10 protein-coding genes are annotated in these 12,752 nt (G+C 59.7%); 4 read left to right on the forward strand and 6 right to left on the reverse strand.

Annotation, left to right across the window (positions count from 1 at the left end; translation table 11 throughout):
* The first annotated feature begins 92 nt into the window (after window positions 1-92).
* Window positions 93-578, forward strand: a complete 486-nt coding sequence (locus NVB75_RS29455; protein WP_258344532.1) for a glutathione peroxidase — start codon at window positions 93-95, stop codon at window positions 576-578.
* Window positions 575-1,027, forward strand: a complete 453-nt coding sequence (locus NVB75_RS29460) for a MarR family winged helix-turn-helix transcriptional regulator (protein ID WP_258344533.1) — start codon at window positions 575-577, stop codon at window positions 1,025-1,027. Before NVB75_RS29455 ends, NVB75_RS29460 begins: the two co-directional genes overlap by 4 nt.
* Here NVB75_RS29460 and NVB75_RS29465 read toward each other — a convergent pair.
* On the reverse strand, window positions 1,011-3,320 hold the full coding sequence (locus NVB75_RS29465) for a response regulator (protein WP_258344534.1): 2,310 nt from the start codon (window positions 3,318-3,320) through the stop codon (window positions 1,011-1,013). The genes NVB75_RS29460 and NVB75_RS29465 overlap by 17 nt on opposite strands.
* Before the next feature lie 167 nt (window positions 3,321-3,487).
* On the opposite strand from NVB75_RS29465, the gene NVB75_RS29470 reads away from it, so the two are divergent.
* Together NVB75_RS29470 and NVB75_RS29475 are read left to right on the forward strand one after the other, a co-directional pair.
* Window positions 3,488-4,378 (forward strand): ATP-binding protein, encoded by an 891-nt coding sequence (locus NVB75_RS29470; protein WP_258344535.1) that lies wholly within the window; start codon window positions 3,488-3,490, stop codon window positions 4,376-4,378.
* A complete protein-coding gene (locus NVB75_RS29475; protein ID WP_258344537.1) occupies window positions 4,375-4,857 on the forward strand; it encodes a GAF domain-containing protein in 483 nt (160 codons plus the stop codon). The genes NVB75_RS29470 and NVB75_RS29475 overlap by 4 nt, the downstream gene beginning before the upstream one ends.
* Window positions 4,858-4,973: 116 nt before the next feature.
* On the opposite strand, the gene NVB75_RS29480 is transcribed toward NVB75_RS29475, so the two are convergent.
* The 5 genes from NVB75_RS29480 to NVB75_RS29500 form a co-directional block, all read right to left on the reverse strand.
* Window positions 4,974-8,606, reverse strand: coding sequence for a transporter substrate-binding domain-containing protein (locus NVB75_RS29480; protein ID WP_258344538.1), 3,633 nt, complete (start codon window positions 8,604-8,606; stop codon window positions 4,974-4,976).
* 8 nt (window positions 8,607-8,614) lie between these two features.
* On the reverse strand, window positions 8,615-9,241 hold the full coding sequence (locus NVB75_RS29485; protein WP_017479961.1) for a response regulator transcription factor: 627 nt from the start codon (window positions 9,239-9,241) through the stop codon (window positions 8,615-8,617).
* A 241-nt stretch (window positions 9,242-9,482) separates the two neighbouring features.
* Window positions 9,483-9,899, reverse strand: coding sequence for a response regulator (locus tag NVB75_RS29490; RefSeq protein ID WP_258344539.1), 417 nt, complete (start codon window positions 9,897-9,899; stop codon window positions 9,483-9,485).
* Window positions 9,900-10,124: 225 nt separating this feature from the next.
* Window positions 10,125-11,456, reverse strand: coding sequence for a deoxyguanosinetriphosphate triphosphohydrolase (locus tag NVB75_RS29495; protein ID WP_258344540.1), 1,332 nt, complete (start codon window positions 11,454-11,456; stop codon window positions 10,125-10,127).
* A 72-nt stretch (window positions 11,457-11,528) separates the two neighbouring features.
* A complete protein-coding gene (locus NVB75_RS29500) occupies window positions 11,529-12,692 on the reverse strand; it encodes an EAL domain-containing protein (protein ID WP_258344541.1) in 1,164 nt (387 codons plus the stop codon).
* Window positions 12,693-12,752 lie beyond the last annotated feature (60 nt).

Below are 12,752 nucleotides of genomic sequence, written 5' to 3' on the forward strand. Positions count from 1 at the left end.
TTATACCAAGGCATAAGCCCGGGCAATTAAATTGCACACAATTGAATTGCCTACTATCTTTCAGTTCTTCTTATTTCTTTCGAGGCACTGCCATGAGCGACAACCTGCTGAGCATCCCTTGCACCACCATCAAGGGTGAGCAAAAGACCTTGGCCGATTTCGCCGGCAAGGCGATTCTTGTGGTCAATACCGCCAGCAAGTGCGGCTTCACCCCGCAGTACAAGGGGCTTGAAGCACTCTGGCAGCAGTACAAGGACCAGGGCTTGGTGGTGCTGGGCTTTCCCTGCAACCAGTTCGGCAAGCAGGAGCCGGGCAACGAAGGTGCCATCTCCGAGTTTTGCGAGCTGAACTTCGGTGTCAGCTTCCCGCTGTTCAAGAAGATCGACGTCAATGGCAGCGACGCTCATCCCTTGTTCGTGCAGCTTAAAAAACAGGCTCCCGGTTTGCTGGGCTCCAAGGGCATCAAGTGGAACTTCACCAAGTTCCTGATCGGTCGCGACGGCCAGGTGGTCAAGCGTTTCGCCCCGACCACCAAGCCCCAGGACCTGACCCAAGAGATTGAAGCCCTGCTCAAATGACCGACCTGTCCCTGTCCCTTGACGACCAACTGTGCTTCAAGCTCTACGCCGCCTCCCGCGCGGTCACCCGGGCCTACAAGCCGATGCTCGATCAGTTGGGGCTGACCTACCCGCAATACCTGGTGATGCTGGTGTTGTGGGAATGGCAGGCTGCAGCCATGCCACAGCCGACGGTCAAGGCCTTGGGCGAGCGCTTGATGCTGGATTCCGGCACGTTGACGCCGTTGCTCAAGCGCCTGGAGCAGCTTGCTCTGGTACGGCGTCAGCGCAGTGCGCAGGATGAGCGTGAAGTGCACCTGAGCCTGACCGATGAAGGTCGACACTTGCGTGACCAGGTGCAGCCGCTGAAGGCCCGCCTGTTGTGTGACAGCGGGGTTGACCTGAACCAGGCCGATGCCTTGCGTGACGGTCTGGATGAGCTGTTGCGACAGATCAAAGACTTGTCGTAGTCGGTACCCACAGGTCGAGCAAGGCCTTGAGTTCTTCCCGGCGAAACGGCTTGGCCAGGTAGTCATTCATGCCTGCCGCCCGGCAGCGCTCGCGTTCCTCGGACATGGCGTTGGCCGTCAGCGCGACAATCGGCAAGTCCGGCCAGCGACCGCTGCGACGGATCTGCCGGCTGGCCTCATAGCCATCCATCACCGGCATATTGCAGTCCATCAGCACCATGTCGAAGCTTTGTTCTTCCAACAGCTTGAGGGCTTCGCCACCGTGGGCGGCGACGATCACCTCGCAGCCGAGCTTGGTGAGCATGCCCTTGGCCACCAGTTGATTCACCGGGTTGTCTTCCACCAGCAGGACGCGTGCCCGGTGAGCGAGGGGGCCGGTTTCCAGCTGGATCAGGTCAAGCACCACGTCCGGATCGATGCGCAAGTTGCGTTGCAGAATCTGGTACAGCGCCGTGCGGCTCAGGGGCCGGGCTTGTTGTTGCAGCGGCGCCAGGGCCGCGACTTCTTCGCTGGGCATGAAGTTGCCGTAGGCGGTCACCACCAGGATCGGGGCGGTGATCGACGGGCGCAGGCGAAACAGGCATTCGGGGCAGTCGGTGATCAGCAGGTCAGGATTCTGCCCGCTCAAGTCATCGTCAATGGAGTAGCAGCGCGGCGTCAGCCCCCAACTCGGCAGCAGGCTGTTGAGCAGTTCCGCCAGGCCGCTACTGCTGCTGGTGATCGCGATGACGTCGCCTGCCAGCGGCGCCAGGCGCATCGCCGGTAAATGCGTCGGCAGTGGCAGGTCGGCGCAGAACTGGCTGCCAAAGCCGGCCTCGGAGCTGATGCTCAGGCGGCCCTTCATGGCCTCGCACAGGTTGTGGGTCAGCGCCAGGCCCAGCCCGGTGCCGCCAAACTGGCGAGTGATGCCCGCACCGGCTTGGGTGAACGGCTGGAAGATCTTGACCTGAGCATCCTGCGCAATCCCGATGCCGGTGTCGCACACCTCGATTCTGACCCGGTCGGCCTGGGCACTGAGGCGCACGTCCACCCGGCCAAAACGCGTGAACTTCAGGGCGTTGGACAGCAAATTGCTGACAATCTGCCGTACCCGCGTCGGGTCGCCCAGCACCTGGGCGGGAAACTGCGGGTCGATCAGGCACGTCAACTCCACGCTGGGCGCGGCGTTTTGCGAGAGCAGGTTGGCGGTGTCCTCCACCAGTGCGCCCAGGTCGAACGGGATGCTTTCCAGCTCCAACTGGCCGGCGTCGAACTTGGACAGGTCGAGGATATCGTTGAGCAACTCCACCAGCACTTTGCCCGAGTCATGGGCGATCGACAGTTGCTGGCGTTGCTCGGCATTCAGCGGGCTGTCGAGGGAGAGGGCGATCATCCCGAGCAGACCGTTGAGCGGCGTACGGATTTCATGGCTCATGTTGGCCAGGAACGCCGCGCGTGCCTGGGCCATGGCCAGGGCCGTCATCTTCGCCGCTTCCAGTTCGTCGTTCGACAGCGTCAGTCGATGATTGATGGCCTTGAGCTCGGTGGTGCGCGCAGAAACGATGTCTTCTAGTTGGCCGAGGTATTCAGTCAGGCGGTTTTCGGCGTGGCGGCGTTGCTGGATTTCGGTCTCCATGTTTTCAAACTGCTGGTTGGCAACGTTGACCAGTACGCCGATCTCGTCGTGCTCGTGCCCCTGCGGGCAGTCCAGGCGCTCGTGCTTGCGTGAGCTCAGTTCGCGAATAATGCGCACCAGCGGCTTGGTCAGCATCACGTAGAACAGCGCCAGCAGAATGCCAGTTAGGATCAGGCTGCGGGCAAAGCCGTTGAACAGCGTGATCTCGGCGCGGCGCAGGAAGCGGCTGCCGAATGCGTAGGTGTCGACGTCCAGGCGCAATACGCCAAGGGCGTCATTGGGCATGTGGGTGAGGTACAGCCGGTCTTCGAATTGGCGGTTGGCGCCAAACAGGAAGTCGCTGATGGGACGGTAGCTGCTTTCCTTGCGCGGGCGCTGGACATCGGCCAGGACCAAACCGTTGTTGTCGACCAGTTGTGCCCGAGTGATGGCAGGGGAGTGCAGCAGGCCCAGGGTCAGTTCCTGGGCCAGTTCGGCGTCGATGTTGTAGGCGATGCGTGAAGCCGGGTTATGACTGATTTCAATCAGCGCGCGTATTTCCCGGTTGATGGACGCGTCTTCACTGGCATAATCAATCCCGATCTGTAGCAGGCTGAGCAGGGTTCCCAAGACGAATCCGACCAGCACTGTCAGTCTGGCTTGTTTATAAGACAAGCGGTGGGCGAACTTGATATCCATCGGGTGCTGTACCACTTTACGTTTCCTTTCGCCCGGCAAGCATAGCTGAACATCCACAGGCTCAAACTTGCCCGGCATGAATCGATTTTATTCGGTGCAGCCCTGCACGGTCTGCCTCAGGGTTGCCAATACGCCATCTTTTACAAGAACTTGCCAGAGGAATAGTCGTGGATTCTCGATTGAATGCCTTTCTTGAGCGTGCCGACGCGGTACTGGCTCGCCTGGAGCCCTTGTTGCCCGCCCCACGCGAGGCCATTGACTGGAACCATTGCCTGGCTGCCCGCTGGCAGCGCGAAGGTCGCAGCGGCTTTTTATTGCCGCTGGAAGTCAGCCTGGATATGCGCCTGTCCGACTTGATCGGCGTGGACAAACAACGCGAACAATTGGCCCGCAACACCCAGCAGTTTCTCGACGGCTTGCCGGCCAACCACGCGTTGCTCTGGGGCTCGCGCGGTACCGGGAAATCGTCCATGGTGCGTGCCTTGCTGGCCCAGCATGCCAAGGCCGGGTTGCGCCTGATCGAGATCGAGCGCGATCACCTGGCGGACCTGCCGCGGGTGGTCGAGCAACTGATCAAGTTGCCACAGCGCTTCGTGTTGTTCTGCGATGACCTGTCCTTCGAAGCCGGCGAGAGCGATTACCGAGTGCTCAAGAGTGTACTCGACGGTTCCCTGGAGCAGGCGCCGGAAAACGTCCTGTTGTATGCCACCTCCAACCGTCGTCACCTGGTGCCCGAGAACCAGAGCGATAACGAAAACTGGAAAACGATAGACGGTGAGCTGCATCCCAACGAAGCGGTGGAGGACAAGATTGCCCTGTCTGACCGTTTCGGTTTGTGGCTGTCGTTTTACCCGTTCAATCAAGAGCACTTCCTGGATGTGGTCGAGCACTGGATTGGTGAGCTGGCGAACAAGGCTGGTTTGCAGTGGCAGCGCGATGAGGAGCTGGACATCCTCGCCGTGCGTTGGGCAACCGGGCGCGGCAATCGCAACGGCCGTTGTGCCTATCAGTTCGCCCGCTATTGGGTGGGCCTCAAGTTGTTGGAGCGTCAACCATGATCGATTTGCAACAGTCCGGAGCCGGCCTTGATGGCTACGCCATGCTGCATGCGCAGCTGGAATCGCTGTTGGCGGATGAGCGGGATTTCATCGCCAATGCGGCGCAGTTTTCGGCGTTTCTGTTCAACCAGCTGGATGATTTGAACTGGGCGGGTTTCTACCTCAACCGTAATGAAGAGCTGGTGCTTGGGCCTTTCCAGGGGCAGATCGCCTGTGTGCGTATTCCGTTTGGTCGTGGGGTGTGCGGCGCGGCAGCGGCCTCGCGGCAAACCCAGCGGGTGGAAGACGTGCATGAGTTTCCGGGGCATATCGCCTGCGACAGCGCGTCCAACAGTGAGCTGGTGGTTCCGCTGGTCAAGGACGGGCGCCTGATTGGTGTGCTGGACCTGGACAGCCCATCGCTGTCGCGATTTACCCCGCAGGATCAGGCCGGCATCGAGCAGTTGGCGGCGATTTTCCTGCGGTTGACCGATTGCTGATGGACTGAGCCTCCTGTAGGAGCGAGCTTGCTTGCGAAAAACCAGATAACGCCGCGTGCATCCAGAATGACCGCGTTATCGCTGACGATTTTCGCGAGCAAGCTCGCTCCTGCAAATTATCGATGGTCCAGTACGTCCAGTTGCATTTGCAGCATCCTTTCCAGCTCAAGCATGGATTTCTCCATCGCCTTGATACCCACCTCGACAACGTGCTGATTCTCGCCCTGGCCACAGGCCTGCTCCAGCGCCTCGCATTGTCCAGCCAGGATGTCCGCCTGGATGATCCGTGCGGCGCCCTTGATCTTGTGAGCCTGCTCGATCAGGTCCTGGGGGGCGGCGTGTTGCGCCAGCAGGGCCATCAGCTCGGCTCGATCATGCCGGCTGCTGCTGAGTAACTCTTCAAGCAGGCGCCGGCTCAATTGAGGGTCGCCGCCTGTCATCGCGTCCAGGCTTTGAAGGGTGAACACGTTGCGCATGGGCAGCGGGCAGACTTGTGCCAGTTGCTGTTCCAGCGCGGTGAGGCTGATGGGTTTGAACAGGCAGTCATTCATGCCCGCGTCGAAGCAACGTTGTTTCTCCTCGGGTTGGGCGTTGGCGGTAAAACCGAGTATCACACAGGGCGTTTTTTGCTCACGCTGCTCATACTCGCGGATGGAATGGCTCAACTCGTAGCCGTTCATGATCGGCATATTGCAATCGGCGATGACCAGGTCGAAGTGTTCCTCGCGCCAGGCCTGGAACCCCGCAGCGCCATGATGGGCCGCGGTGAACTGATGCCCCAGGAAGCCCAGTTGCTGGCACATGAGCAAGCGGTTGGCCGGATGGTCATCCACCACCAGCACATTGAGTACCGGTGCCGGTGTGGTCGCGGCAGGCTCCAGTTTATCTACCGCCTTGACCGGCTGCAGGCTGGTCATCTTCAGGCTGACGTGCACCTGGGTGCCCACCATGGGCACGCTGCTCAGGCTCAATTGCCCGCCCATCATGGCGCACAGGCTGCGACAGATCACCAGGCCCAGGCCGGCGCCGCTCCTGGCCAGGTGCCCGGAGTTGTCGGCTTGGGCAAAAGGTTCGAACAGGCGTAACTGGTCTTCGCGATTGATCCCGATGCCGGTGTCCTCCACCACCAGTTTCATCTCGATCTGTTGAGGTTGCCCGGTCGCCTTCAGTTGCACCTTGATCTTCACCTGGCCGCGTTCAGTGAACTTGATCGCATTACTCACCAGGTTCGACAGCACCTGCTTGAACCGCAACGGATCGATCAGCACGTCGGTGTCGCCGGCATCGGGGGTGAATTCCAGCACCAGGCTCAGGGTTTTCTGGCGCGCCAGACCGTCGAATACACGGACCACCGACTCGATCACCTCGCGCAGGTTGACCCGCTCCGGCGCCAGGCTCAGGCGGCCGGATTCGATGCGTGCGATGTCCAGAATGTCGCCGATGAGCTCCAGCAGGTCCTTGGCCGAGTTGTAGGCGACCTCGATGGCGGGGCGATCCAGGTGCCCCTGGTCGGCGCGCTTGAGTGTCAACTCGAGCATGCCGATGACGGCGTTCATCGGTGTGCGGATTTCGTGGCTCATGGTGGCCAGGAACGTACTTTTCGCACGGTTGGCTTCGTCGGCACGCTCCTTGGCGGCGCGAAGTTCATCAAACAACTGGCGCCGTTCGCTGATATCGATCCAGCCGCCAATGATGCCCTGGACTTCGCCCATGGAGTCGCGGTACGGGAGAATCCAGTGGTAGATCGTGAGTTTTTTCCCATGCACATGCAGGGTGCGATCAAGGATCAGCGGTTTGCCTTCGGCCACTACCCGCTGATAGTCGGCATGGTATTGGGCCGACTCCGTTTCCAGCGCCATGCTCATCTGGGTGATGCTCTTGCCGATGACATCTTCACGCTTGACGTCGAACGTCTGCAGGTAGCTGTCGTTGCAGGTTTGCAGAAAACCGTTGTGGTCGCGTACGTAGATCGGATGGGGCGTTTCATTGACCAGTGCCCGCATGAACTCGAACTGGTCGTTCAGGGCACGCTCGGCCAGTTTTCGATGCTTGATCTGACGCTGCAGGTAGCCGTTCCAGGCCAGGGAAATCAACAGCAGCAGCCCGGTGCCGATGATGATCTGGGCGATCAGGCGGTGGTAATTGCGCCAGTAGCCATCGGACGCCGCGTTGTAGCCGCGCCAGCGGCTGTTGATCGCCGCCATCTCATCCGGGGCGATACTCAGCAGCGCCTTGTCCAGAATCGAACTCAGCTCCGTGGCATCACGGGACGTCGCCAGGGCAAAGGTCGCGGGCAACGTGCCGATGCTGGAGCTGATCTGCAATTTGTCCTGGAATGCCGGAGAAGAAAGCAGATAGTTGGCGATCACCAAGGGGTTCACCGCGCCGTCCACTTGCCCTTGTGCCAACAATTCCGATGCTTTGAAGGTATCCCCGGTTTCCACCAGGTTTATCTGTGCAAACGCCTGCTGCAGGAATTTTTCCAGCTGATTGCCCTGGGTAATCGCCAGGCGCTTGCCGGCCATTTGTTCAAGGCTCATGGGCGCGCCCGGCTCTTTGCGGGTCAGCAATACATAGGAGTTTTCCAGGTAGGGGCGGCTGAAGTTCAGCCGGGACTCGCGGCCGGTGCTGGGGGTAATTGCGCCGATGATGTCGGCAGCGCCGGTTTGCACCAGTTCGATCATGTTGGCGACGTTACGCTCGTGTTGAATCTTGAAGCGCAGGCCGGTTCGCAGGCGGATCAGCTCCAGCAGATCGGCGGTGACACCCCGAAAGTTGCCGTCAGTGTCAAAGAATGTCAGGGGCGCCAGGGTTTCATTGACCACCACCTTCACCACCGGGTGGTCCTTGAGCCAGCGCTGTTCACGCAGGGTCAGTTGCAGCTTGCGGTCGGTCAGGAGAATGTCGCTGCCCGCACTCCAGCGCTTGGCGATGCTGTCGCGTTCATAGGTGGATATGCCATCGAGCACTGAGTCGATGATGCTCAGGAGAATGGGTTGATCCTTGCGCAAGGCGAAGCTGAATCCGTGGGCCTCGTGCTTGCCGAAGTTGGCCATGCGGATATTTTTCAGGTAGCCCTTGTTGATCATGTAATGAGTGGAAATGGTATCGCCCAGGAATACATCAGCCTGGTCGAATGCCACCGCGTTCAAGGCATTTTGATAGGACGGGTAGGCGTGGATGGTCGCCTTCGGATACAGCGCCTGCACTTCATCCATGGGCAGGTAGTGGTAGACAAGGCTCAGGCGCAAGCCCGCCAGGCCGTCGCCAAGATTACGGTTTTCACCTTCACGGGTGACCAGTACCGGCTGATCCACCGCGTAGGGCAATGACAGGGCGATGTCGGGATTCGCCGCCTCAAAGCCATTGGCGGAGCCCAGAAAGTCGATATCACCGTTTTCCAGCGCCTGGATCGCGGCTTCCCGGGTGGAGTAGCGCAATACCTTCAGCGGTATTGCCAGCGTCCTGGCCACCAGGCCGGCGTAATCGGCGGTCAACCCTTCATAATCCCGCCCGCTGGAGGTGATGTCGAAGGGCGGGTAGTCTGGCGCAGACGTGCCCAGTATCAGTTCCCGTTTGTTCTGCAGCCACTGGCGTTGTGTCTTGTTCAGTGGTGTGTCCAGTTGAGCGGCACCGGCGCGCCCCAGCAGTGCGTATTGCTCGGGAGCCGTTTGTTCGGCAGGCACGGCAGTGCTGAGGCACACCCCGATACTCAATATGATTAGATAGTCCTTTAAACGCCTGGGCATCCGATTTCTCACACTAGCGCGTTACGTTTTGCCATCTCGATAAGTTCTACCAAGGATTTGGCTTTTAGTTTTTGCATGAGCCTTTTTTTGTAGGTGCTGACAGTCTTGTTGCTGAGGAACATGCCCTTGGCTATTTCCTTGTTTGTCCGGCCTTGTGCAAAAAGTTGCAATACCATGAGTTCGCGATCATTGACGACTTTGAAAAGTTCGAGTTCTTCATTGCAATCTGTTTCGTTAGTGCTGCCATTAAGGGCCTGGCTCGGAAAGTAGTTGTAACCTGACAAGACCGCCCTGATGGCACTCAGTAGCTCACTCAAGTCACCTTCCTTGCAGACATATCCGTCGGCACCGGAGCGCATGCACCGTGTGGCGAACAGCTTCGGGGTCTGGGCGGTGAGTATCAACGTCTTGGTCGGCGTGCTCATTGAGTTGAATCGACACAACACTTCCAGGCCGTCGAGTTTAGGAATCCCGATATCAAGGATGATCAGGTCCGGCTGGCACTCCTTGACCATCTGTATTGCGTCACAACCGTTGTCGGCTTCTCCAACTACTTTATAACCTTCATGTTCCAACAACATTCGAATGGCAAGTCGTATAACGGGGTGGTCGTCGATAATAAAAACTGAGTTCATGATCATATTCCATACAAGCGCAAATAAAGTCGGCACATTAGCTCACATGGCAATGCAGGAGGATGAGCCTGATGTGGAACAAACGTAAAACAAGAATATTCCTACATCAAAAAAAGCAAGGGATTACGCTCTGTCGGGTATTTGTTGTTCGGGTGTAAGAATTTTGCGTGAGTGGAATTTAAAAATAAGTACCCGTGGGGGAACAGCGTTATAACGAAGAATTTTCCAAGTGGGCGGGCGTTTAACTTCCTACTTTTTTGTTGAGCGGGGAGGGGCGCGATTGGCGTATGAGTTCGCTCAGCCCAAGGTGGTTCAGCGGCTTCGACAAGTAGCCAAGTAACGGAAAGTTGCGCTCGTGTGCCTGGGCCTCAAGGTTCTGCAGTTCGTTGACGGGCAGGCCGCTGAGCAATATCGCGGATTTTATAAAGCCTCTGCGGTTGGCGATTTCAATCAACTCCAGCCCGGGCAGGTCCGGCAAACATTGATCACACAGCAGAATATCGAATGGTGTGTCGGTTTCTGTCATCAGGCGCATTGCCTGCTCGGCGTTCTCAGCCAGGGCCAGGTTGTGGTAGCCGTAGTTTCGCAACAGGCACTGGGTGGCCAGCAATTGAAAGGGGTGATCCTCCACCAACAGGATACGAAGTTGTTCGAGCATGGGTTTTTCCATGAAATGGCCAAGTGCCCTGAAGACGCTCCGCCAGGGCGTGTAGTTAGAAGTTAATGGGCCCGCCAGCGATGGGGCGCAGAAATGTGTCGAAAGACTGCGGTCTGGGCGCGCGATTATTCATCGCGGCGGGGAAGAGCTTCGATCAGGCCGCTCTGTTCCGTGCGTAGGGCGATTCTTTGAAAAGCAGCCCTGGCCATAAGCCAGGGCGCTGCTTCATTGCGGGCTGGAGCGCCCGGTCATTTCTCGGGCCATCTCACTGGCGTAGCTGTCGGTCATGCCGGCGATGAAATCGATCATGCGCAGGAACGAGGCGTGCAATGACCACGACGGGTCCGGGGCGCTGTTGCCCAGCAGGTCGAGGATGCGCCGGTTCTTGAACGACGGGGTGCGACCGCCATGTTGTTCCAGGGCCGCGCCGCAGAAGGCATTCAAGAGGATTTCCAGGGTGGTGTAGGCGCCGATTTCATGCAGGGTCTTGCGCTTGTCCTGGAAGATCTTCTTGCGCGCCATGTCCTTGGCATCCAGTACGCAGCGTTTGGCGGGGCCGTGCATATGTTCAACCAGGTCCCCCGGCAGGGTACCGGCCAGCAACGCGTCCTGTTGTTCGACGAACGCCCGGGCGGCGGCGTTGGTCAGGTGCTCGATGGCCTTGCCCCGCAGGATCGCCAGCTTGCGTCGCCGGGAATCCTGCGGGCCGAGTTGCCGGTAGGTTTGCGGTAAATCGTCGCCCACCAGGTCCAGCAGCAGGGACTCGACCTCGGCATATTCCAGCAGCTCCATTTCCAGTCCGTCTTCGAGGTCGATCAACGCGTAGCAGATATCGTCGGCCGCCTCCATCAGGTACACCAACGGATGCCGGGCCCAGCGCTGTTCTTCCAGTTGCGGCAAGCCGAGCTTCTGGGCGATCTGCTCGAGAATCGGCAGCTCGCTCTGGTAGCAGCCGAACTTGTGTTTCTTGTAGCCCAGCGAGTCGGCGTGGCGCGCGGTCCAGGGGTATTTCAGGTAGGTGCCCAAGGTGGCGTAGGTCAGCCGGGTGCCGCCGTCGAACTGGTGATATTCCAGCTGCGTGAGTACCCGGAAGCCCTGGGCATTGCCTTCGAAATTCAGGAAGTCATTGCGCTCGGCGCTGGTCATGTCATCCAGCCAGCCACGTCCTGACGCCTGCTGGAACCAGTGCCGGATCGCGTCTTCACCGGAATGACCAAACGGCGGATTGCCGATGTCGTGGGCCAGGCAGGCCGATTGCACCACCATGCCCAGGTCGCTCGGGTCACACCAGTCAGGCAGGGCGCTGCGGAGGGTCTCGCCCACGCGCATGCCCAGGGACCGTCCCACGCAGCTGACTTCCAGGGAATGGGTCAGCCGCGTATGGATATGATCGTTGCTGGTCACCGGATGCACTTGAGTCTTGCGGCCCAGGCGGCGAAATGCGCCGGAAAAGATGATGCGATCATGGTCTTTGTGAAACGGGCTGCGCCCCAGTTCTTCCGGGCTGTGCAGCGGTTTTCCAAGACGTTCGCGGGTAAGCAGGGTGGGCCAATCCAAGGCGGTTACTCTCCGTGCGGTGAATGACGCCTCCCAGCTTCCCGGTTCAGCCGGGCCTTCGCAAGCGAAAAACTACAAGCCGACGGCGTCGATATCGATTAACAGCAGGCGCCGACCATTATCAAAGAATTGTCCGGCAGTGAGGCAGTACTGGTTGGTCGTGGCATCGCGGTAGGTCGAGGACAGGGTCAGCCGCCGCTCCTCCCAACCTTCGGCCAGCAGGTGATAAAAATACGGGCGCCAAGACCAGTTATGGCCGAGATAGCGCGCGTCGGCCTGCCACGCGCCCTGGTGCCATTCGAAATTGGGCGTCAGTTGCGTGCCATGCCGGTCGCACTGGTAGAAACGCAGCAGCCAGGGAAATGCCGGCAATTGCGGCAGTTGGCTCAGCGGTGCCTGGGCCTGCGCCCAGGTTTGCAGGATCTGCATCAGTTCCGCCAGTTGCTGGCGCAACTGCATGATCCGACCACGCTCGGCCAGCTTCTGTTGAACATAGCCGTTGCGCAGTTGGGCGAAGCGCGGCACGAACGCGTCCGTGGCGAACCAGTCCAGCTGGGCCTGGGCGAACAGGTAGCCCTGGACATAACGCGAACCACATTCCAGGGCGAAATAAAGCTGGGCTTCGGTCTCGACGCCTTCGGCAATGATCCAGCAGCCGGTTTTTTCCGCCATTTGTGCCAGCGCCCGCACCACGTCCCCGCTGGGGCCGCCCCGGGCAGCAGCCTGGAACAGACGCATGTCCAGCTTGAGAATGTCCGGTTGCAACGCCAGCACCCGGTCCAGTTGCGAATAGCCGGCGCCGAAATCATCAATGGCAATCCGCGCCCCGGCCTCGCGGTAGCGCTCGACCACGTCGGCCAGGCGCTGGATATCGCCGCCCAATTCCGTGATCTCGAATACGATGCGGCGCGGGTCGACGTTATGCACCTGCAATTGCCTAAGGCTCGGCAAGGCTTGCCCCGGGCGCAGCCGGGTAATCCAGCGTGGCGAGATGTTCAGACTGAGGAACCACTCTTGCGGGGCTTCATGCAGGCGGCTCAGGGCATTGTCGCGGATCTGTCGGTCCAGGCGGCGCAAGGCCACGGAGGGGGTGCGCGGGTCGGCAAACAACGGACCCACCGAGCGCAGTTCACCGTTCGCCTGGCGCAGTCGCCCCAAGGCTTCTACGCCGGCGATGCGGCCGGTAGCGGTGTCGATGAATGGCTGGAAGCAGGCGAGCGGTTGCCCGTCGATCACGGGGCCTCCTTAAAAGACCGGAATAAAAAAGGCCCGGCCCTCGAGGGTGAGGGCCGGGCC

Origin of the sequence: Pseudomonas sp. CBS (assembly GCF_024734645.1) — a bacterium.
Lineage (GTDB): Bacteria > Pseudomonadota > Gammaproteobacteria > Pseudomonadales > Pseudomonadaceae > Aquipseudomonas.

Excerpts from the sequence above, each read along its gene's own strand:
- NVB75_RS29455 (WP_258344532.1), top strand. The coding sequence starts at position 93 with ATGAGCGACAACCTGCTGAGCATCCCTTGCACCACCATCAAGGGTGAG.
- NVB75_RS29460 (WP_258344533.1), top strand. The coding sequence starts at position 575 with ATGACCGACCTGTCCCTGTCCCTTGACGACCAACTGTGCTTCAAGCTC.
- NVB75_RS29465 (WP_258344534.1), bottom strand. The coding sequence starts at position 3,320 with ATGGATATCAAGTTCGCCCACCGCTTGTCTTATAAACAAGCCAGACTG.
- NVB75_RS29475 (WP_258344537.1), top strand. The coding sequence starts at position 4,375 with ATGATCGATTTGCAACAGTCCGGAGCCGGCCTTGATGGCTACGCCATG.
- NVB75_RS29480 (WP_258344538.1), bottom strand. The coding sequence starts at position 8,606 with ATGCCCAGGCGTTTAAAGGACTATCTAATCATATTGAGTATCGGGGTG.
- NVB75_RS29485 (WP_017479961.1), bottom strand. The coding sequence starts at position 9,241 with ATGAACTCAGTTTTTATTATCGACGACCACCCCGTTATACGACTTGCC.
- NVB75_RS29490 (WP_258344539.1), bottom strand. The coding sequence starts at position 9,899 with ATGCTCGAACAACTTCGTATCCTGTTGGTGGAGGATCACCCCTTTCAA.